Source organism: Epibacterium ulvae (assembly GCF_018678075.1).
GTDB lineage: Bacteria > Pseudomonadota > Alphaproteobacteria > Rhodobacterales > Rhodobacteraceae > Epibacterium > Epibacterium ulvae_A.
This window is the reverse complement of the sequence record NZ_JAHHIR010000040.1, coordinates 35030-55348: the sequence shown is the minus strand read 5'-3', so window position 1 is coordinate 55348 and position 20319 is coordinate 35030. Positions and strand designations below refer to the sequence as shown.

19 protein-coding genes, 1 tRNA gene and 1 other RNA gene are annotated in these 20319 nt (G+C 57.4%); 9 read left to right on the top strand and 12 right to left on the bottom strand.

Annotated features, from left to right (window positions below):
- Positions 1–447 precede the first annotated feature (447 nt).
- From KMP13_RS12130 to KMP13_RS12095, 8 genes are all read right to left on the bottom strand, one after another.
- Positions 448–537: transfer RNA gene (locus KMP13_RS12130), tRNA-Ser, on the bottom strand.
- Positions 538–687: 150 nt separating this feature from the next.
- Entirely contained in the window at positions 688–3036 is a 2349-nt protein-coding gene (locus tag KMP13_RS12125; protein ID WP_215266121.1) for a DUF3772 domain-containing protein, read from the bottom strand.
- A gap of 17 nt (positions 3037–3053) precedes the next feature.
- On the bottom strand, positions 3054–4088 hold the full coding sequence (locus KMP13_RS12120; RefSeq protein ID WP_215266120.1) for a cysteine synthase A: 1035 nt from the start codon (positions 4086–4088) through the stop codon (positions 3054–3056).
- Positions 4089–4167: 79 nt separating this feature from the next.
- Positions 4168–5292: an NUDIX domain-containing protein gene (locus KMP13_RS12115; RefSeq protein WP_215266119.1), complete on the bottom strand. Its 1125-nt coding sequence runs from the start codon at positions 5290–5292 to the stop codon at positions 4168–4170.
- A 24-nt stretch (positions 5293–5316) separates the two neighbouring features.
- Positions 5317–5757, bottom strand: coding sequence for a TrgA family protein (locus tag KMP13_RS12110; RefSeq protein ID WP_215266118.1), 441 nt, complete (start codon positions 5755–5757; stop codon positions 5317–5319).
- 10 nt (positions 5758–5767) lie between these two features.
- On the bottom strand, positions 5768–6976 hold the full coding sequence (locus KMP13_RS12105) for an SAM-dependent methyltransferase (RefSeq protein WP_215266117.1): 1209 nt from the start codon (positions 6974–6976) through the stop codon (positions 5768–5770).
- Between the two features lie 85 nt (positions 6977–7061).
- Positions 7062–8480, bottom strand: a complete 1419-nt coding sequence (locus KMP13_RS12100) for a cryptochrome/photolyase family protein (protein ID WP_215266116.1) — start codon at positions 8478–8480, stop codon at positions 7062–7064.
- Between the two features lie 18 nt (positions 8481–8498).
- Positions 8499–9725, bottom strand: a complete 1227-nt coding sequence (locus KMP13_RS12095) for an aminotransferase class V-fold PLP-dependent enzyme (protein ID WP_215266115.1) — start codon at positions 9723–9725, stop codon at positions 8499–8501.
- 139 nt (positions 9726–9864) lie between these two features.
- Between KMP13_RS12095 and ssrA the strand changes: the two genes are divergently transcribed.
- The 5 genes from ssrA (at position 9865) to KMP13_RS12070 (ending at position 13683) form a co-directional block, all read left to right on the top strand.
- Positions 9865–10214: a transfer-messenger RNA gene (ssrA, locus tag KMP13_RS12090) on the top strand.
- Positions 10215–10391: 177 nt separating this feature from the next.
- Positions 10392–10775: a nuclear transport factor 2 family protein gene (locus tag KMP13_RS12085; protein ID WP_215266114.1), complete on the top strand. Its 384-nt coding sequence runs from the start codon at positions 10392–10394 to the stop codon at positions 10773–10775.
- Between the two features lie 212 nt (positions 10776–10987).
- Positions 10988–11800, top strand: coding sequence for a chromate resistance protein ChrB domain-containing protein (locus KMP13_RS12080; protein ID WP_215266113.1), 813 nt, complete (start codon positions 10988–10990; stop codon positions 11798–11800).
- A 15-nt stretch (positions 11801–11815) separates the two neighbouring features.
- Positions 11816–13102: a chromate efflux transporter gene (chrA, locus tag KMP13_RS12075; RefSeq protein ID WP_215266112.1), complete on the top strand. Its 1287-nt coding sequence runs from the start codon at positions 11816–11818 to the stop codon at positions 13100–13102.
- Between the two features lie 95 nt (positions 13103–13197).
- Entirely contained in the window at positions 13198–13683 is a 486-nt protein-coding gene (locus tag KMP13_RS12070) for an SspB family protein (RefSeq protein WP_215266111.1), read from the top strand.
- Positions 13684–13774: 91 nt separating this feature from the next.
- Here KMP13_RS12070 and KMP13_RS12065 read toward each other — a convergent pair whose 3' ends face one another.
- Entirely contained in the window at positions 13775–14395 is a 621-nt protein-coding gene (locus KMP13_RS12065) for a hypothetical protein (RefSeq protein ID WP_251363825.1), read from the bottom strand.
- Between the two features lie 197 nt (positions 14396–14592).
- Here KMP13_RS12065 and fumC point away from each other — a divergent pair, with 197 nt between their 5' ends.
- From fumC to KMP13_RS12045, 4 genes are read left to right on the top strand one after another with little or no spacing between them, the layout of a single operon-like run.
- Positions 14593–15987 carry a class II fumarate hydratase gene (gene fumC / locus KMP13_RS12060; RefSeq protein WP_215266110.1) on the top strand — a complete coding sequence of 465 codons (1395 nt, stop codon included), beginning with the start codon at positions 14593–14595 and terminating at the stop codon, positions 15985–15987.
- Complete coding sequence (locus KMP13_RS12055) at positions 15987–16331, top strand: hypothetical protein (RefSeq protein WP_215266109.1); 345 nt, start codon at positions 15987–15989, stop codon at positions 16329–16331. Before fumC ends, KMP13_RS12055 begins: the two co-directional genes overlap by 1 nt.
- Before the next feature lie 10 nt (positions 16332–16341).
- Positions 16342–16551, top strand: a complete 210-nt coding sequence (locus KMP13_RS12050; RefSeq protein WP_353055706.1) for a DUF4169 family protein — start codon at positions 16342–16344, stop codon at positions 16549–16551.
- Positions 16548–16784 carry a ribbon-helix-helix domain-containing protein gene (locus KMP13_RS12045; RefSeq protein ID WP_215266108.1) on the top strand — a complete coding sequence of 79 codons (237 nt, stop codon included), beginning with the start codon at positions 16548–16550 and terminating at the stop codon, positions 16782–16784. Before KMP13_RS12050 ends, KMP13_RS12045 begins: the two co-directional genes overlap by 4 nt.
- Here the strand turns inward: KMP13_RS12045 and KMP13_RS12040 are convergent.
- From KMP13_RS12040 to KMP13_RS12030, 3 genes are all read right to left on the bottom strand, one after another.
- A complete protein-coding gene (locus tag KMP13_RS12040; RefSeq protein WP_215266107.1) occupies positions 16726–18120 on the bottom strand; it encodes a cytochrome P450 in 1395 nt (464 codons plus the stop codon). The genes KMP13_RS12045 and KMP13_RS12040 overlap by 59 nt on opposite strands.
- On the bottom strand, positions 18117–19337 hold the full coding sequence (locus tag KMP13_RS12035; RefSeq protein WP_215266126.1) for a hypothetical protein: 1221 nt from the start codon (positions 19335–19337) through the stop codon (positions 18117–18119). Before KMP13_RS12035 ends, KMP13_RS12040 begins: the two co-directional genes overlap by 4 nt.
- A gap of 146 nt (positions 19338–19483) precedes the next feature.
- Positions 19484–20236 carry a cytochrome c biogenesis CcdA family protein gene (locus KMP13_RS12030; RefSeq protein ID WP_215266106.1) on the bottom strand — a complete coding sequence of 251 codons (753 nt, stop codon included), beginning with the start codon at positions 20234–20236 and terminating at the stop codon, positions 19484–19486.
- Between the last annotated feature and the right edge of the window lie 83 nt (positions 20237–20319).

Here is a 20319-nt window from a genome sequence, read left to right as displayed (position 1 = left end):
ACACGCCAAGAGAAAGCCGAAGGGGATCAAGTGGAGCGGCTGGCAACTCGTGACGCCGAAGTACAAGCGGCCAAGAAGAGCCTCGACGCCTTATATGACATGATCCGGCATGGGCTGGTTGACCTTGCCGAAGAAGACTTCAAGCAAAGATTCCTGTCAGCGAAGGAGCATCACCTGCGCGCCCAAAAGGAACGGGATCAGGTTGCCGCTGAACTCGCACCTGAAGCTCGCGTCAGCCACCAAAAGGTCTCAGCGCTTGTTTCCGGGATCCAAGAGGCCCTTGCGCAGCCATCAATAGCAGGAAAGCGGGGATTCCTTCGGGCGATCATTGACGAGATCAAAGTAGATGTTGATCAAATTACGATACTGGGTCGCTGGTCACAATTAGAGCGAGCCATAGTGAGCGGCGAAGCAATCGCTTCCACAGTTCCCACTTTTGTTCGTAAGTGGCGGAGAGACAGGGATTCGAACCCTGGAGACGGTCTCCCGCCTACACACTTTCCAGGCGTGCGCCTTCGACCACTCGGCCACCTCTCCGTGAGGCGGATATATCTTTGATTACAGAAGGGATTGCAAGAGCCAAAACAGGATTTTTTCGCCGAAATGTGACTGTTTTTTTTGAGGTCTGAACCAAGGATATAGAAACGGCCCGACACATCTGCATCGGGCCCTCATTTGGTTGGAATTTTATGTCTGCGCGTCCGGATCCGGATCCCCACGCAGCGCCTCTGGATTGCGGATCCACAGGTCGCGTTGGGCAAATGGGATTTCGATCCCTTCGGCGCGGAAGCGTTCTTCGATGGCGTAGTTCATGTCGGATTTCACACCCAGCTTCCAGTTCACGTCCCGCAGGATCGCGCGGATTTCGAAATCCAGACTGTCGGCACCAAAGCCCTGGAACACCACGCTTGGGGCGGGCTTGGCCAGGACCATGGGGTGGGCGTTTGCAATCTCAGACAAGATCGCCTCAACCTTGCGCGGGTCGGTGCCATAGGCCACACCAACCGACACGATCACCCGGCCGACCGTATTGCCACGGGTAAAGTTGGTGACGGTTCCGGTGATCAGATCCGAGTTCGGCACAATCACATCCGTCCGGTCAAACGTCTCGATCCGGGTGGAGCGGACCGAGATGTCGCGCACATAACCCATCATACCGCCCACTTCGATCCAGTCCCCTTTGGAGACCGGGCGTTCAATCAGCAAGATGATGCCCGAGACAAAATTGGACACGATGGTCTGCAGACCAAAACCAATCCCAACCGACAAAGCCCCCGCAACAATGGCGAGCGATGACAGATCAAGGCCCGCGGCAGAGATCGCGATGATCGCGGCCAGAAAAATCCCCACATAACCGGTGCCCGAGACAATGGCGTTCTGCCCGCCGGGGTCCAGTTTGGTTTTTGGCAACAGGGATGTCCGCAGGCTGCTTTGGACAATGCGGGTCACCATATAGCCCATGGCAAAGATCACCGCAAAGCTGAGGAACGCCGTGGGCGAGATCGACACGTCCCCGACCTGAAACCCGTTGCGCATCTTGTTCAACAGCTCAAACAGATCCGCCTGGCGCACGCCCCAGATCAGGGCAAAGAACGGCGCGCTGATGAGGGTAAGCACAAAGCCCAGCAAGACGGCGACCAGACTGTCCGCCGCCTCTTCCCGCGCGGTCTTGCTGAGGTAGCCGTAAACATCCACCAGGAAGCGTTGCAGCACCAGCAGGGTCGCAATGAGAGCCAGGGTCAGGATCGACGGGTAAATCAGCGCTTCGGCCGCATTGATATAGCCCACCGCCGCCAAAATCGGCGAGATGAACCCCAGCAGATAGGCAATCCGGCGCACGGTGTGGATGATACCGTTTACTCCAACAGCCAAGGCGCCATCGTCGCTGTCTTCCCCTTCGGCATCGGCGCGTTGTTGTTTGCCGATCCGGTGCAGGCGCAACAACAACAGGGCCGCCGCCAGGATCAACGGGAAGCGGGCCACGGCCAGCGCGCCTTCGGTAAAGAAGATGAAATCTTCCAGAGTGCTCAGCACGTCTTTGGCCACCAGAATGACCGCCAAAAGATCTATCACCAACCATGTGGCCAATGCGTTTTTGGGATCCACCGGCAACAGCGGGTTTTCGGCGCGGCGAATAAACAGACGCCCACCCAACCAATGAAAGGCCAGCAGGATCAGCGCCCATCCGGCCACATTGTTGAGCAACAGATGTCCGCGCACCCCAAGCAGGTCCGCCGTTCGGATGGCGGTCACAATCAGCACCACGCCAAAATACGGCAAAGCCACCTGCAACAGTGAGACGCCGAATTCCCAAATCGCGCTGCTTTGCAGATCGCGTTTGCGCAGGTATGCGGCGGTTCTTCGCGAAATCGCCCGGCCGCGCAACAGCAACAACCCGCCAATCCCCACCAACAGCGCAAGGCTTGGCCAATTGCGTTTGATCTGACTGATGGTGGTCTGGTGGCTGACCTGGCTGACCGTTTCATTCCACATGGCCGTGCTGGCAGAGGACAAGCTGCGCAGAGCTTCGGACCAATTGTCCGGGTTCAACGGCGTCGCACCGCGTTCCAGCAGCACCGTTGTGCGCCGCTCGCGGATGATATTGTCGATCTCACCAATCAAACCGTCGGCGCGGCGAAAGGCTTCGTCGGACACGATCCGCGGCACCCGCAACTCCAACAGCTGTTCGCTGAGACGGGCGCGCAGTTTTGCCAGATCTTCGGGCTCATCCTCGCCTTCGCCCGGAGCCGCGCCCAACGCATCCAACTGCGCCTGCAGGGTTGTGATCCGCTCACCATTTTGGGACTGTTCGTCGCGAAACGTGTCGCGGTAGCTGACCAGATCCTGACGCAGCTCTTCCAAAGACGCGGTTGAGGCGCGGTTTGCGTCAATCACCTCTTCGGCGCGGTCAGCGGTGCTCAGCCAGGACTGATAATATTCTTTGGCGGCGTCGCTTGCCTGCGCCGATGCCATTTGCGTCTGTACAGAAACACAGAGGCTGATCAAAACGACCAGCCTCAGGAAAAAATTCAACATCTGGGTCAATCCAACGCTCATACGTCTTCGAACACACCAGGAATGGAGGCGGGTGCGTGGGTCATCCAATCCGGCACCGGCAGCCCTTTTTCGCGCAGGAAGTCAGGGTTGAACAGTTTCGACTGATACCGCGTGCCATAGTCACACAGAACCGTCACGATGGTGTGGCCGGGGCCCATGTCCTTGGCCATGCGCACGGCGCCGGCGATATTGATGCCGGACGACCCGCCCAACACCAGACCTTCGTCGTGCAGCAGATCAAACACATAAGGCAGCGCTTCGCTGTCTGGAATCTGGTAGGAGAAATCAGGCGTGAACCCTTCGAGGTTCTTGGTGATCCGCCCCTGCCCGATGCCTTCGGTGATGGAGGAACCTTCTGAAGCCAGCTCACCCGTGGTGTAGAAGGAATAAAGCGCCGCACCCAGCGGATCTGCCAGGGCGATCTTGACCCCTTTGGGCTGTAGTACATCGGCAATACCAGCCAATGTCCCGCCCGAACCAACAGCACAGGTGAAGCCATCCACCTTGCCACCGGTCTGTTCCCAGATTTCGGGCGCAGTGGTTTCCACATGGGCCTGGCGGTTGGCCACATTATCAAACTGGTTGGCCCAGATCGCGCCATTGGGTTCCGTCTTGGCCAGCTGTTCGGCCAGACGCTGCGAATAGCGGACATAATTGTTGGGGTTCTTATAGGGCGCTGCAGGCACCTGAACCAACTGGGCACCGGCCAGACGCAACATGTCTTTTTTCTCTTGCGACTGGGTCTCGGGGATAACGATAACGGTCTTGAACCCCATCGATGCGCCCACAAGCGCCAGGCCAATACCGGTGTTACCAGCCGTGCCTTCGACAATGGTGCCGCCCGACTTCAACTCACCGCGCGCGATTGCATCTTTGATAATGAACAAGGCGGCGCGGTCCTTGACGGATTGGCCGGGGTTCATGAACTCCGCCTTGCCCAGGATCTCACAGCCGGTCTCATCACTGACGCGGTTCAAACGGATTAACGGTGTGTGGCCAATGGCATCGGCCAAGTCGCGTGCAATGCGCATGGTATCCCTTTCGATCATTCCCCCAATGATGTAGCGAAGCGATCCGGGGTTCACAAGGCGCGAACCCCAATGCAAAGGGTCATTTTACCATGCCACGCAGGCGCTCCCGGTGGCGCGACAACCACAGCGCGCAGGTCACCAAAGGCCCGTCACGGTATTTGCCTGCGTCAATTCCTTCCATGAAGCTGTCAAAACTCAGAACACGGTGGCGGATATCTTCCCCTTCCGAGGCCAATCCTCCGCCTGATGTCACCTGTTCAAAGCTGCCAACTCCGACGAAATGGTGCACAACCTCGCCCATGGATCCAGAGGACGGAAACGTGCGTGCGACCGGTTCCAGCTGTTTGATGTCGATACCGGCCTCTTCTTCGGCCTCGCGCATTGCGGCGTTTTCAGGAGATTCGCCAGGATCAATCACGCCTGCAACCGCCTCCCACAGCCAGGGCTGCTTGTCCCCGGCAATAAAGATCGACGCGCGAAACTGCTGGATCAACAAGACCTCATCGCGCCAGGGATCATACGGCAACACGGCCGCCGCGCGCCCTACCAAAAAGGAGCCGCGGTTGATCACTTCGCTCATGGTGCCATCAAACCGGCGATACTGCAGGTCCATTTCATCCATTGCAAAGTAGTTGATGTATTCCCGCTTGTGGGCATGCACCACGACATCACGGTCCAGCGGATGATCGGGGTGTTCCTCTTCCTGTTGCAGCGCCACCCAGGCCGATGCGCGATTGCGGATCGAATGGAGACTTGCCGCCATCTGTTGAGGCGTGCGCCGCCCTTTCCAGGCCATGACTTCCTGGGTCGAGCGCAGGCTCAACGCCCCCCAGGCTTCCTGCCACTTCTCAAAGTCCCAAACATCCCCAGTCGCCCAGGCGTCCGACTCGGGGGAAAAGATCTGCGCTTCACACAAAGTCCCATCCGCCGTGGTCACCTGACAAGCATCGATATCGCAGGAGAACCCCGCCTCGTAATGGGCCAGGGATTCCAGATCATCCGCATCCAAATCGCGCACCAGCAACCCTTCGGTACGGGCGCTCGGCGCATGACAAATGGTCGGGAAATGATGCCCCGCCACATCACGCACCTCGTGATCATCAAGATAAGCAACAGTTGTATTCAACTGCGAAGTCGCGCGTCCCAATACGCACTCAAGAACCGGCAGGTATCGCAACGTGCCGTAGAAAAACAAATCGATCACTTAATCCGGGCCTCTATCTCAGAGTTAGTGCCAGCGTCTCCAAGCGCGCTCTGTGATCATCCCAACCAAACAGCCGCCGATGATCAAGGTCGCCCAGACATGTGGCACTGCGATAACAAAGAAATAGTCCAAAGCAATCGTGAATATTGCGCTCAAGGCTTCAAAAGGCCCGTCATAGCGTAAACGATTAGCCAAACGGAACATTTCCCAGGCACCCTGGGCCAACAATGCCGCAATAACCAGCAGACCCATGCCCGTTAAGCCATTATTTATCGACGACACAAATCCCCGCCCGACGCGGCTGCCCATATAGACCCAGCCAACCAGCGAACCCAACATAACGTTGAAATGCACGAAATAGCCGAAATCCATACCTTCCGGAAACAGAGGCATAACCTGGATCGACACGCCAAAGGCAAGAACTGACAGGAACAGCGCAGCGGCTAATCGAGCGGATGTGGGCATTCAGTCAGTCCTACGTGCGGTGGGCGATGGTGATTTGCGTGACATCACAGGTACCTGTTTTAAACGCCGCCGCACAAGAGGTCAGGTAGAAATTCCACATCTTGCGGAACCGGTCATCAAAACCCAGTGACTGGATCTGATCCCAGCGATCGTTAAATGTATTGTGCCAGCGCCGCAGGGTTTGATCGTAGCTCGGGCCAAATTCAATCGACTGCACCACATTCAAACCCGCGCCTTCGACCTGTTGGCGCAACACACCCGGGCTGGGCAACATGCCACCGGGAAAGATATGTTTCTGGATGAAATCAATACCGCGCTGATAGATCTCCCACCGGCGGTCAGCGACAGTGATGATCTGCAAGGTGGCCCGCCCGTCTGGTTTCAACCGGTCCCGGATCGTGTCGAAATAGGCAGGCCAGTATTTTTGCCCCACCGCCTCGAACATCTCGATAGAGGCGATGCCATCGAAACGTCCCTCACAGTCTCGATAATCCTGCATCCGCAAATCGACTTGATCGACCAGCCCAGCCTGTTCAATCCGGTTGCGGGCAAATTTCAACTGTTCTTCACTGATCGTCAGCCCAGTCACCCGAAGCCCGCGTTCCTTGGCGGCATATTCGGCAAAGCCGCCCCAACCACAGCCGATCTCCAGCACGTGATCGCCAGGCTTCACCCCCATCTGATCCACCATCGATGCGTATTTGGCGGTCTGCGCCCGCTCCAGGCTCTCTTGTCCAGTGTCAAATTTCGCACTGGAATAGGTCATCGTCTCATCCAACCACAGGCTGTAGAAGTCATTGCCCAGGTCATAATGGTAGGAGATATTCTTGCGCGCCTGTGTGCGATGGTTGCGATGCAGCCAGAACCGAAACCGTTCATAGGCCCGCGCCAGCGCTTGCCCCGGAAAACCATCATAGACGGTATCGGCGCCCATATGTACCAGATCCATAAAGGCCTGAAGATCGCTGGTGCTCCACCATCCCTCAAGATAGGCGTCGGAAAACCCAAGGTCCCCTTCGCGGATCAGCCGTGCAAAACTGTCGAGATTGTGGATATGCAAATCCGCAGCCGGACCGGGGTTGCGGCCCTTGGCGCGAAACACCCGCCCGTCCGGTAAATAGATGTCCAACTGCCCTGCATCCATCTGGCAGAGCGCCTGAAAGATCTGCGAAAAATAACGCGGCAGGTTCTTTTGGCCATCGGTGGTCGTGAATATCATTCGCTTCCCCGTCGCAAGTGGTTGTTAATAATCAGGCTAGAAAAGAAACAGTTTCATGACAAGAATTCTCTGTCATCGCTGTGTCCTAGCCGGTTTTCCGTAACGTCTCATAGGCGGCAAGCGCCCGTGCGCGCCCCTTTGCCAATTCCACAATCGGGGGTGGTCGAGGGGTCTCGGCGGTTATGGTCCAGCTTTTGGGACAGGCCGCAAAAAACGCCCGCGCAGTGTCAGGTGGGTCGCGCTGCCCCTCGGCGATCCATTTGCGACAATAGGCACCGTCGGGGTCAAATTTCTGCCGCTGCCCGTCGGGATTGAAGATGCGGAAAAACGGCGCGGCATCCGGGCCGCAGCCCGCAACCCATTGCCAGCCCATCGCATTGGCCGCTGGGTCCCAGTCGACCAGACAATCCTGAAACCACTGCATCCCCATTTTCCAGTGCACCATCAGGTGCTTGCACAGAAAACTTGCGGCAACCATCCGCACCCGATTGTGCATTTTTCCGGTCACATACAGCTCGCGCATACCCGCATCGATCAGATCAATCCCGGTGCGCCCCTGTTGCCACGCGCTGAGCGCCTCGGTTTGGGTTTCGCTCCAGGCAAACCCCTCCCAGCCGCTGCGCCAATTGCGATCCAGAATATGCGGCGTGTGATACATCAGGTGGTAGGAAAATTCCCGCCAGACCAATTCCTTGCGGAACTTTTCTACGGCAGTGTTTGGTGCCGCCGCGTCGCATGCCGCCCAGATCTGGCGCGGAGCAATCTCCCCCCAGGCAAGGTTCTCTGACAGGCCCGAGGTCACATCCGACGACGGCACATCCCGCAGCTCAGCATAATGGGGTAAGTCATTGTGAACAAATTCTTCTGCGCGCGCAAACGCGGCCTGCTCACCAACCCGACATTGGGCCGCCACGACACCCGCGGCCCGTTGCATGCGTTTGGCGTATCCCAAACTCTCAACCGTATCGCTTGTGGGCCAAGTCTGTGGTCCCTGCAGACGCGCAGGCTCTCGCGTTGGTGGAGAGACGGGGCGCGTTGCGACCGCGCGCCAGAACGGGGTGTAGACCTGAAAGAACCCGCCAGTCTTTTTCTCAACACTCCAGGGTTCAAACAGCAATCGCCCACCAAAGGAACGCGCCTCAACCCCTTGGTTTTTTAGAGAAGTCTTAATCTCAATGTCGCGCGCAATGGCTTGTGGATCATAAAGACGCGACCAATAGACCGCCGAGGCACCGCAGTCTTGCACAACATCACGCAAGACCTGTAGCGCGGCCCCGCGCCGGACAATCAGCCGCAAACTGCGTGCCGCCAGAGAGTTCTGAAGATGCGCAAGACCCAGGCCCAACCGAAACTGAGGGGCCGCGCCAAGGGCCGCGTCGATGGGATCACTGATGTAGACGGGAACAACCGCCCCCCCTTGGGCCGCAATCGCATCAAGCACCGGATTGTCGGCAAGCCGCAAATCGCGCCTTATCCACCAAATGACAATGGGTTTCGTCTTCAATCCCTGGCCCTTCTTTATCTACAAGACATCCTCCAACGCGTTGAGAAGTTGATCAATCTCAGCCGGGGACGTGTAATGAACAAAGCTTATACGCAGAACACCCCGTGTTGGATCAATGCCTTGCGCATTTAAAGCCCGCACCGCGTAGAAATCCCCAGCCCCGGCCATAATCCTGCGTTGTCCCAGCGCCATGGCAGCCTCAGCCGGGTTGGTCTCTAGCGCCAATGCCAGGGTTGGTGCACGCTGATCCGGCTGATCGGGCCCCAGCAGATGAATGTGGTTCTTGTCCTTCAAGAAAGACAAAAGTGGTTTCATCAGTGCAATCTCATGGCCGCGCATCAAATCATGCACCCGCGCGGCCTGCGTCTGGGTTGGCAGATCTGCGGCACCGTGATGGGCAGCGAGCGCTTCAAAATAGTCAATCATACCCGCACAGGCCGCCACCTGCGCATGATCTGGCCCTGCCGGTGTGAACCGTTTGTAGCGCACATCTGCATTAAAATCATGCCCCTGATTGGGTAGCAAATCCGCCAGCCCCCGCCGTATGACCATAATACCCTGATGTGGGCCATAGGTTTTATAGGCCGAGAACAGATAGATATCCGGCCCCAGTTCTTCGACATTGGGCAGGCCATGGGGCGCATAGGAAACCCCGTCCACACAGACAAACGCCCCGGCCGCATGGGCAATCGCAGTGATGTCAGAGACCGGGTTGATCTGCCCCACGACATTGGAACAATGGGGAAAACACACCAGCCGGACGTTTTCATCTAGCAGCTCTTCCAATTGGTCCAGCTCCAACGCGCCTGTCTCCGGGTTCATCTTCCATTCGCGGATTTCAAACCCCTCATCAGCCAGCCGACGCCAGGGCCCGCTGTTGGCCTCATGATCCTGATCCGTGACAATGATCGCATTGCCGGGCTGCATGAACCGACGAAACGCCTGCGCCAGCACATAGGTGTTCTGGGTGGTGGATGGGCCAAAGCTCACCTCATCCGATTGCACCCCCATCCACGCGGCCAGACGGCGGCGCGCCTCATCCATCTCTTCTCCGGCAAGCCGTGAGGTTTCATAGGGTCCAAAGGGCTGCACCTTGCGCGCATGATAAAACCGCGAAAGCCGCGTGATCACCGGAGCGCATGTGTATGATCCCCCGGCATTTTCAAAGAACGCCTGCCCTGCGAGGCTTGGTTCATCAAAGGCGGGAAACTGCGATCTGACAAAAGCTGCGTCAAGTTCGACCATATCCAAAAGCTCCTGCTGCGTGTTGGCTCAAAGCTTCCGCAAAGTCGCGCCTATCGCAAGAGATTTGCGGCTATACTTTGGGATTTTTGCAAAACCCGACCTGCAAGATACCAAAGAGCATACTGTTTTCAGTATTTTGCCCCTTTAACTTCGGCCCCGTCGGGCGTATATTCGCAATGTTCCTTCGGGAACTATGAACATAAACGCGCTCGTAATAAACGGATCGGACCCGGGGGCGGTACCCGGCGACTCCACCAAACATCCTTCATTTGGGGATCATGGGGTCGAAATAGGATCGACGGACGTCTAAAGGGGTTAGCTTTGTTTCGGCTGTCTGCCACCGTTATCGGCGAAACTTGTACAATTGCAAATGACAATCGTGCTCCGGTAGCCCTGGCTGCGTAAGCAGTTCGGAAAACCGAAATTAAGCCCTTGCGCCTAGCCGCGTAAGGCGGGGTTCGCAGGTACCTGGCAACAGAAACCTGCACTTACTTTTTCCGTTCCAAACACGCTGATTTCTAAGGTCACTTTTTGCGCATCCGCTTTTCCTAAAGCGTTGGCAGGATACATTTTTTTCGTGTGTGATTGAAACTTGTTACAGTTAATCACATAGTGTTGTCTATGATGGTAAACACCTGCACAGATTGAAGCGAAGGACCATTTTGAATGTCGACCGCTCCAAGCATCCAGGCTCATTCACGCCAGGCACAGCTGCTGATTGACAGCACAAACGCAATTTGGGTCGAACATGATTTGGTTGCAATCGACACCTATTTTGCCAGCGATTTCAAGGTCGACGGTGTGCTACAGGACACGTCGCTTGGCCCGGATGATTTCCGCGAATTTGTCCCCGTTATTGCGGCGATCATGAAGAACATGCGGATTGAACCCCTGGTCGTGACGGAAACGGGCAAATGGGTTCAAATGCTGTATCGATGCACCGCGACCGCTGCGGTTGGTGGCTTTCCCATCAATTTCATCGGTCAGTTGCCTGTGTGTGCTTTGAGGAAGACAAAATTGTCGAATGCTACGACACGGTCAATTACTTGAACCTGTTCGAGCAAATGCAGCAATTGCCTGAACAATCACACGAACTTCTCTTCTCTGGCGAACGCTTTTTGGCTGAGACAACCTGACACCACACCACTTGACATTACCGAGACAATTGCAAATTGTCTGTCTCATGGGGCCTGTGCGATCGCCCCGTGAGGCGCCAGCCAAAGTCGCATCCGCTGAAACCCAAAGATATCAGAGGATGTAGCATGCCTGCGCCAAATGAAATGACCCCAAAGCAATTGATGCGACTGATCGGCACGCCTGAGTGTCCGGTGATTGTGGATGTCACCCTGCCCGAAGACGTCGCCGAAGACCCCTTTCTTATCCCCGGCGCACTGCCACACGTACACACGGATATGCAGGGCCTGATCACCCTCCTGTTCGGACGGCCTGCCGTTATTGTCTGCCAAAAGGGCAAAAAGCTGAGCCAGGGCGTCGCCGCGTGGCTCGCCAGTGAAGGTGTTGCGGCCGAATACTTACAAGGCGGCAACCTGGGCTGGGCCGCGACCGATGGTGCGCCGCGTGTGCCCTTGGCAGCCATTCCGCCCAAACAAGACGGCGCCACAGTCTGGGTCACCCGTCATCGTCCCAAGATCGACCGCATCGCCTGCCCCTGGCTGATCCGCCGTTTTGTGGATCCGCAGGCGCGCTTCCTCTTTGTGTCCCCATCCGAGGTCAAGACTGTTGCAGACCGGTTTTCGGCCACGCCTTTTGATGTTGAGGATGTTTTTTGGAGCCACCGCGGTGAGTTTTGCACGTTTGACACAATGGTCGGCGAATTTGGCCTGACCACCCATGCGATGGATCGTTTGGCACAGATCGTGCGCGCGGCAGACACCAACCGCCATGATCTTGCCCCACAGGCGGCCGGGCTTTTGGCCTTGTCCGTTGGCCTGTCGCGACGGTTCAAGGACGACCAGCAGCAAATGCTGGCCGGGTTTGAGATGTATGACGCGCTTTATCGTTGGGCGCGGGATGGGTTTGATGAAGGCCATGACTGGCCCACGACACGCGGCTAAGGACTGGAGTTCAACATGTCCCCTCATTTTTCGGAGTTGTTCCGGGTCTTTGGCCGGATCGGCCTGTTGTCGTTTGGCGGCCCTGCCGCGCAGATCGCATTGATGCATCAAGAGCTGGTGGAAAAACGCCCCTGGCTAAAGGAAGAGCAGTTCCTGCGCGGTCTCAGCTTTTGCATGCTGCTGCCGGGGCCCGAAGCCATGCAGCTGGCGACCTATACCGGGTGGCGACTGCGCGGCACCCTTGGTGGGTTGCTGGCCGGTGCGCTTTTTGTTGTACCGGGCGCTTTTGTGATTGCTGCGCTCTTGTGGCTTTACGTGACCTTTGGCAACCAACCCCTTGTGAGCGCAGGGTTTGTTGGCATTAAGGCGGCCGTGATCACCATCGTGTTCAAGGCGCTGTGGAAGTTGAGCCAAAAGGCGCTGCATCGCCCCTTGGATGGGGTGTTTTCGCTGTTTGGCTTTGTTGCGTTGTTCTTCCTTGATCTGCCGTTTCCGGCTGTCATTGCGGCCAGCGCGGTTGTCGGCGCGGCCTTTCCGGCGTGGTTTGCCATCAATGGACAAACCGCCACGCCGCCCGCCCCTGCGCCCGCCACAACCTCATTAGCGCAACATATGACGCAAACCGGGCTTTGGGCCGCGCTGTGGTTGGTGCCACTGGTGGCCCTGTCCATCTGGGGCGCACCTGTTCTGGCCACGATCGGCTGGTTCTTTGCCAAATTGGCGGTTGTGACCTTTGGCGGCGCTTATGCGGTTTTGTCCTATATGACCCAAACCGTGGTCCAAGATCACGGCTGGATCTCCTCGGGGCAGATGGTGGATGCGCTGGGACTGGCGGAGACCACACCCGGTCCGCTGATCCTGGTCACGCAGTTTGTAGCCATGTTGACCGGCGCGCAAATCGGCGGAGCCTCCCTGGCCATTGCCGCCGGGATCACCGCACTTTGGGCAACCTTTGTGCCGTGTTTTCTGTGGATCTTTGCCGCCGCGCCTTTTGTGGAACGGCTGACCTCCATTCCGCGTCTCAATGCAGCGCTCAAGGCGATCACAGCCACGGTGGTGGGCGTCATTCTCAACCTGTCGCTGTGGTTTGCCATTTCCATCCTGTTTGACATCGTCATCCGAATGGAACGCGGCCTGTTGCAGTTCAGCCTGCCCGAATGGGCCAGCATGAACCTCTTGTCATTGGTTCTGGTTCTGCTGGCGCCCCTGTTTCACAAGCTGCTGCGCGGCAATCTGTTTCTGCTCCTCCCCCTCATGGCGGGGCTGGCGATTGTGCTGCAAAGGCTTCCACTCTTTACATAAAATGCCCTGTGGAAAAAAATGCTGCATCGCTGCGCAATCTCTTTAGTTTCCACAAATTTCGGCTATGCTTGTGAAAAAGAGCAAGGGAACACTCTATGACCGGCGAAATCGATTATGGAAATCTGATGCATGCCGCCATGCGCAGCCTGATCAAAACCGTCCTCGAAGACGTGGGCGAAAATGGTCTGCCGGGCAACCATCACTTTTTCATAACGTTTGATACCAACCAACCCGATGTTCAAATCGCACAGTGGCTCTCGGACCGCTATCCCGGTGAGATGACCATTGTTGTGCAACATTGGTTCGAAAATCTGGTGGTGGATGATGCGGGCTTCTCGATCACGCTGAACTTTGGCGACAATCCGGAACCGCTGTATATTCCATTTGATGCGATGCGCACCTTTGTGGATCCGTCTGTCGAATTTGGCCTGCGTTTTGAAAGCGCTGAGGACGACGAAGAAGACGGGCCAGCCCTTTACGAGGTCACCGAAGAGGACGAGGTTGAAGTCAGCGAAGAGCCTGAAGCAGACGCCCCTGCCAAGGATGCAGATGTGGTCTCGCTCGACAGTTTCCGCAAGTAATCGCGATCAAAGCTAAGCTATCAAAGGGGTGTGCGTTGCGCGCCCCTTTTTCATGTCTGGAACAATTCATGCCTTGGACAGGGCTTGGCGATCAATCCCGCGCCAAAAAGCTGCGTGCCTCAAGCCGGGGAAATCCGTTGCGATGGGAGGAGAAATGCAGATCAATCCCGCCCTCAACCAATGTGCGGTCATATTGCTGCATCTCGTAGTCACCATTGGCATCGATAAACAGCGAAAACACCGTCAGCGTGTCCTTGTCTAGACGCGCCCAGACATAGGGTTCGCCTTTTAACGGATCCAGCGGCACCGCATGGCCAAACACGTTCTGACGCATCGCGGCTGAATACAGATCACCGCGCCCGCCGGGTTCAAAAAAGATGTCATAGCTTTTGGCAGAGACCTGTCCGTCCGCCTTCATCCGCTTGGTGGTCCATTTGACCCAGAACCCCTCACCGGCTTCGCGGATCTCAACCTGCATATCGCGGTCTTCAACCTCACCATTCGCGCGGGTGACCTGCGCCGAGCCGGTATAGGTCCCAAAGAACCGCACAAGCTCTGGCGCGGCCTTGGCACCATATTTCTGCGCCAGCGCCTGACCAGGGGCCAGCAACAACAGACAGGCCACACACATCGCCACGAGCCCTGCCAGAACCATCCGTCTTCTGGTCAACGACGCATCATCGATTGCAGCTACTTGAACGTTCGGTTCCATCAGATGTGCCCATTTTGCGCAGATCGCAAGAAATTTGCGATGCTTACATAGGGTATGTATGTCTCAGAACCCGTTTTGAAAAGGTTTCCGTGTCATTGTGAGCGCTAGCGCCTCGTCAATTCATCGCTAGCCAATTGAACAGTGCCGCCCCCTGCGCTAAAGCCTCTGGGACGGTTTACCAGACGGAGAGAGAGACCATGTCCGAAACCCGCACCGAAACAGACAGCTTTGGTCCGCTTGAAGTTCCTTCAGACAAATATTGGGGCGCACAGACACAGCGCTCGATCATGAACTTCCCCATTGGCTGGGAAAAACAGCCCGTCGCCATCGTGCGCGCGCTGGGTGTGATCAAAAAAGGCTGCGCCATGGCCAACAAAGCCAACGGCAAGATGGACGCCAAGATCGCCGATGCTGTGATCCAGGCTGCTGGCGAAGTCTTTGAGGGCAAATTCGACGACAACTTCCCGCTGGTTGTCTGGCAGACCGGGTCCGGCACCCAGTCCAACATGAACTCAAACGAGGTTATCGCCAACCGTGCGATTGAAATCCTCGGCGGCGTGATCGGCTCCAAAGACCCGGTTCACCCGAACGACCACTGCAACATGGGTCAGTCCTCTAACGACACATTCCCAACCGCGATGCATATCGCGGCGGCCATGACCGTGCGCGACGTCCTGCTGCCCGGCCTGACCAAACTGGCCGAAGGTCTGGAAGCAAAGTCGGAAGAATTCAAAGACATCATCAAGATCGGCCGCACCCACACTCAGGATGCGACCCCTCTGACATTGGGTCAGGAATTTGGCGGCTACGCCCACCAGATCCGCCAGGGCATCGCGCGTATCAACGCAGCCCTGCCCGGCATTTACGAACTGGCCCAAGGCGGCACCGCCGTTGGCACCGGTCTGAACACCGCCCCCGGTTGGAGCGAAACCGTTGCCGCCAATATGGCCGAAATCACCGGCCTGCCTTTTGTCACCGCGCCGAATAAATTCGAAGCACTGGCAGCGCATGACGCGATGGTCTTCATGTCCGGCGCATTGGCGACTGTTGCGGGTTCGATGTATAAAATCGCCAACGACATCCGCTTCCTGGGCTCCGGTCCACGCTCCGGTCTGGGTGAGCTGATCCTGCCCGAGAACGAGCCTGGTTCATCCATCATGCCGGGCAAGGTCAACCCGACCCAAGCCGAAGCCATGACCCAAGTTGCCGCACACGTCATGGGCAACAACGCCGCGATGACATTTGCGGGCAGCCAGGGCCATTTCGAGCTGAACGTCTACAACCCGATGATGTCCTACAACCTGCTGCAATCCATGCAGCTGTTGGGGGATGTGGCGGACAGCTTTACGACCCGTATGCTCAACGGCATCCAGGCGAACGAGCCGCGCATCGACAAGCTGATGAAAGAATCGCTGATGCTGGTCACCGCATTGGCGCCAACCATCGGCTACGACAACGCGACCAAAGTTGCCAAGACCGCGCATAAGAACGGCACCACCCTCAAAGAAGAAGCCATCGCGCTTGGCTTTGTCGATGACGAGACCTTTGACGCTGTGGTCCGCCCCGAACAAATGATCGGCCCTAAAGCCTGATGACCACTGCAAATGAACCAAAGCGCGGCCTCATCGAGGCCGCGCGACAGGACAAGGGATGGGGGGGACGCTTAAAAGAGTTGGCTGACAACTTATCTAACGGTGATAAATCCGCTCTTGTTGCAATGTTGCAGAGTACGGGAAATGAAGACGTAGCCGCCATGACACCCAAAGGGTCCGCAAATGACTGGTTCTGGGCGCATCTATCCAATGTCGGCTTCATGAGAACTCGTGACGACCAAGTTCAAGAACCACTGAAATCCATAATGGTAGCGTATTCTTTGACACAGCAGGGGCGTCGCTTACTTCCGGGCTTGTTACGAAGCTTATTCTTTACCGCCTAAGTGCTGGATTTTGCAAACGTCTGCCGGCTATGCTGCGGATATGGCTGAGATCGTGAACCTGAACCGCTTCCGCAAAACCCGTGCCCGCGCCGACAAAAAGACGCAGGCCAATGCAAATGCCGCTAAATTTGGCCGCACCAAATCCGAGAAATCTTTGGAAACGGCCAAGATCGAGAAACTGCGCCGCGATCTGGACAATCACAAAACCGACGACACATGAGCCTGCGCCCCAAAAAACACTCTCTTACCCTGCGCGGCCACCGCACCTCGGTCTCGCTTGAGGATGAGTTCTGGACGGCCTTTCGCCAAATCGCTGCACAAGAAGGCCGACCGATAAACGAGCTGGCCGCAGAGATCGATGAAACCCGTGGCACAGATTGCGGGCTGGCCTCGGCTATTCGTCTGTATGTGTTGCGCCGTCTGCAGGCGCGCGTGGAAACAGCCGCAGTTTGATCCCATCCTTTGACCGCACCGTCAGATGCGCCACCGGTACCGGCGGTGTGTCGTCTGCATATTCCACCCGGAAATCGCGCAGGATCATCGACAACAGCAACACTCCTTCGACCATGGCAAACCCGGCCCCCGTACAGACCCGCGATCCGGCAGAGAAGGGAATATAAGCCTCGCGCTGGCAGGTCTTCCCATTCTCGCTCTGCCAGCGGGTTGGATCAAACCCGTCCGGATTGTCCCACAACCGTTCATGGCGATGCAGATGCCAGGGGCTGAGGACAACTTGCGATCCCTTGGCCACATCCCGGTCGCGGAACTGCTCTGGGCAGGCCGTCTCGCGCACCATCATCGGCACCGGCGGATAAAGCCGCAGCGTCTCGCGGAAGACATCGCGCGACAGGCGCAGTTTGGAGATCACAGAAAAATCCGGCCCCGTGATGGCCTGCGCCTCTGTCGCGACCTTTTCCTGCCACTGCGGATAAAGCGCCATCAGATACAGCGCCCACGCCAAGGCCGAGGCGCTGGTTTCATGCCCCGCCAGGAAAAAGATCGCCACCTGATCCACCATCTCATCCGCATCAAACAGATCGCCGGTTTCGGGATCGCGGGTGGTCATGATCTTGGTCGCCAGATCATCGGGCGCGGTGCCTACGGCAATCTCATCCTGTCGCTTATGGGTGAGTGAGGCGATCAGCCGCCGGATCTCAGCCGCATTGGCGCGGGTGCCCCGGCGAAAGAACCGTGGCATCCAGCGCGGCATCGGCACAAAGGCCGCCACATTCATAATCGGCTGGCTGCGTTGATAGTCGCGAAACCGGTGGAACACGGCTGATGCCGTCTCATGCTCGATCGGGATCGAAAACAGGGTGCGAAAGATCACGTCCGCCGCCAGATGCGACGTGACCTCCTCGATCTCAACCAAGTCGCCTTGGTGTTTCAGACGCGCAAGGCCTGCTTCACCGGCGGCAAACATCGCCGCAAATGTCTCGCGCAGACGCCCGCCCTCAAAGGCCGGATCAATGATGCGCCGTTGCCGTTTCCACAGATCCCCATTGGTGACAAAAACCGACTGCCCCAACAGCGGACGCAGACCTTCGGCAATGCGGTCGGATTTGGGGAAGTCATCGGGCCGTTGGCGCAGCACCGTGTCCACCAGATCAGGCTGGTTCATCAGATAGGAGCGGAAGAACGGCGTGCGAAACTCAGCCATCCATGCCCGATACAGCCGTGCGGGCTGCGCCGACAGGATGTCCTGGCGAAAGAGTTTGGCATAGCGCCACAGCGACACCCGTTTTGGCCGTGCTGGAGGTTTCGGCGGCAGGGGTAAGTCAGCCGTCATTCCAACGCCATTGAGGTGTATTTTGACACCTCCACATCAATCCGCGCAGGAGAGGCCTTGCGATCTTTGTAGCGTGCGCCCAACGTCTGGGGGCCTGCGGTGATCTGGAAGTAATCATAATCGCCCGGCCGGTCAAAGGCACAAAGATATTGAAAATGCAGCCGGAAAAACCGCCAGCGCAGCTCGGACCAACGCGCCGGGCTCAGCGTTTGGGTAAAGGCCGCCGAAATGACCAGCGGCCAGCGTTTCTGCCCGGTGGCAACCCCACTCACCGCAACCGGATCACACAAGGCAAAGGCGCAGCCATCGCCGGGAGCAGTGACATCCACCCAGGCCACCTGTTCCTGGAGCGACAGATATTGCAAATCCCGACGCAACCGTGCGGCACGCGGCAGGAAAGACACCATCGGCACCACCTGCCCCAGGCTCAGGAAAGACAGAACCGGCGCATCATCGGGCACCCCTTGGCGCAACAGATCGGCGAGAACGCTCACGCCCACATGCGCGCCGGAGGAATGACCAACCACCAGAACCTCATCCAACTCGGGATTCTCCAGCGCCAATCGAATGCGGGTTTTGAACTCCGCCATCCGCGCCTCCAACTCGGGCGGGTTCTCGCCTTGGGAGGCGGCGGAATAGGCGTAGTCATGCATCAAGTAATAGGCAAAGAATTTGTTATCCAGCCTCTTGAACCAATGCAGCAGCCGCGCGCCAACAAATCCACCCGCACACCAGCCCAGAACATTGGCAAGCAGCCCCACTGGTGCAACCTGCGCCCACAGCGCACCAATCGCTTCATGCACCAAGACCGCCAGTCCCAGCGCTAGAACGGCCTGCACGAGCAGCATCAACACCGGATAAAGCGCTGCAATCACCGGCCCTTTGCGCAGCAACATCAACCGGCTGAGCGCACCAGAGGTAATGTAGATCCACGCCGTGCGGATCAGCTGCAGATAGGTGCCCACGATACTGGCATCCATACTGTCGCGCACAATGTCGGACCAGACCATGACCTCCATGTCGGTCTCAACCCGATCATCCGCAATCTGCGAGGAGACATGCCAGCCAAACGCGCCCTCGGTCGTGCCGGGCTTTAGCGACAGGGTGTAGCCCGAAATCTCGGCCTGGGCGCTGCCTTCCTTGCGGTAGAGCTCCCGATAGCGGCGGGGATGAATCGGGTCATAGCCGGGGATGTAAAACACCCGCCGTCTGCGCACGATTTTACTGGAAGGATCCGCAGTTGCCTGTCCGGTCACGCTCTGCCCACTGGTAAATTGATCAATCCCAGCGATCATAATGCGCCAATCTGGCAAGAGTAAGGCCCCACGCGGGGGCCTCCATTGGTTTTACGGTGTCTTGCGGATCAGCCCAGAACGGCGAGCGCCGGGAAGGTCTCCAACAGCCACCAGCTGAAGGTTGCAAACAGGCCAGTGACCAGCATGAAACCGACAAACAGCAGCAAGCCGCCCATCACCTTTTCGATCATGCCCATGTGGCGTTTCAGCTTGTTCATCAACACCATAGATTTGGTGAGGAAAATCGCTGCCAACAGGAACGGCACGCCAAGGCCCATTGCATAAACACCCAGCAAGACCGTGCCGCGCGACACAGACCCTTCTGACGCGGCAAGTGACAGGATTGCGCCCAATTGCGGGCCGATGCAAGGCGTCCAGCCAAAGGCAAAGGCCAGCCCCAACACATAAGCGCCAAGCGCCGAGCCCCCGGATTGCCCCGCATCCATCCGCGCTTCACGATCCAACAGCGGAATGCGGAAGATCGACAGGAAGTGCAGACCAAAGACGATCACGATCACGCCCGAAACCTGCGCAAACAGCTGTTGGTTCTGCAACACAAACGCACCAAAGGCAGATGCGGTAAAGCCCAGCAGAATGAACACCGTCGACAGGCCAAGCACAAAGAACAGCGCGGCAATAATTGCCTTGCGCCGCGCGGCGGTGGTGCCTTGCATCTCGTTGATAGACACGCCGCTCATATAGGCCAGATAAGGCGGCACAATCGGCAGCACACAGGGCGACAAGAAGCTGATAAGGCCGCCAAACAGCGCCACCAGCATGGCGGGCAAGAGACCCGCATCGATGATATCAATTCCAAACATGCGCTACACTTAACCACCGAATTTCAAAAGGTCACCTGCACAGGACGTCACATCCTTGTGGACAGGCTGAAACATCGTGATTA

Bases quoted from the DNA above. Each gene is read 5' to 3' on its own strand.
- KMP13_RS12120 (WP_215266120.1), bottom strand. From the start codon at position 4,088: ATGCGCATTGCACGCGACTTGGCCGATGCCATTGGCCACACACCGTTA.
- KMP13_RS12080 (WP_215266113.1), top strand. From the start codon at position 10,988: ATGCCTGCGCCAAATGAAATGACCCCAAAGCAATTGATGCGACTGATC.
- KMP13_RS12070 (WP_215266111.1), top strand. From the start codon at position 13,198: ATGACCGGCGAAATCGATTATGGAAATCTGATGCATGCCGCCATGCGC.
- fumC (WP_215266110.1), top strand. From the start codon at position 14,593: ATGTCCGAAACCCGCACCGAAACAGACAGCTTTGGTCCGCTTGAAGTT.
- KMP13_RS12045 (WP_215266108.1), top strand. From the start codon at position 16,548: ATGAGCCTGCGCCCCAAAAAACACTCTCTTACCCTGCGCGGCCACCGC.
- KMP13_RS12095 (WP_215266115.1), bottom strand. From the start codon at position 9,725: ATGGTCGAACTTGACGCAGCTTTTGTCAGATCGCAGTTTCCCGCCTTT.
- KMP13_RS12125 (WP_215266121.1), bottom strand. From the start codon at position 3,036: ATGTTGAATTTTTTCCTGAGGCTGGTCGTTTTGATCAGCCTCTGTGTT.
- KMP13_RS12105 (WP_215266117.1), bottom strand. From the start codon at position 6,976: ATGATATTCACGACCACCGATGGCCAAAAGAACCTGCCGCGTTATTTT.
- KMP13_RS12055 (WP_215266109.1), top strand. From the start codon at position 15,987: ATGACCACTGCAAATGAACCAAAGCGCGGCCTCATCGAGGCCGCGCGA.
- chrA (WP_215266112.1), top strand. From the start codon at position 11,816: ATGTCCCCTCATTTTTCGGAGTTGTTCCGGGTCTTTGGCCGGATCGGC.
- KMP13_RS12030 (WP_215266106.1), bottom strand. From the start codon at position 20,236: ATGTTTGGAATTGATATCATCGATGCGGGTCTCTTGCCCGCCATGCTG.
- KMP13_RS12040 (WP_215266107.1), bottom strand. From the start codon at position 18,120: ATGACGGCTGACTTACCCCTGCCGCCGAAACCTCCAGCACGGCCAAAA.
- KMP13_RS12085 (WP_215266114.1), top strand. From the start codon at position 10,392: ATGTCGACCGCTCCAAGCATCCAGGCTCATTCACGCCAGGCACAGCTG.
- KMP13_RS12110 (WP_215266118.1), bottom strand. From the start codon at position 5,757: ATGCCCACATCCGCTCGATTAGCCGCTGCGCTGTTCCTGTCAGTTCTT.
- KMP13_RS12065 (WP_251363825.1), bottom strand. From the start codon at position 14,395: ATGGAACCGAACGTTCAAGTAGCTGCAATCGATGATGCGTCGTTGACC.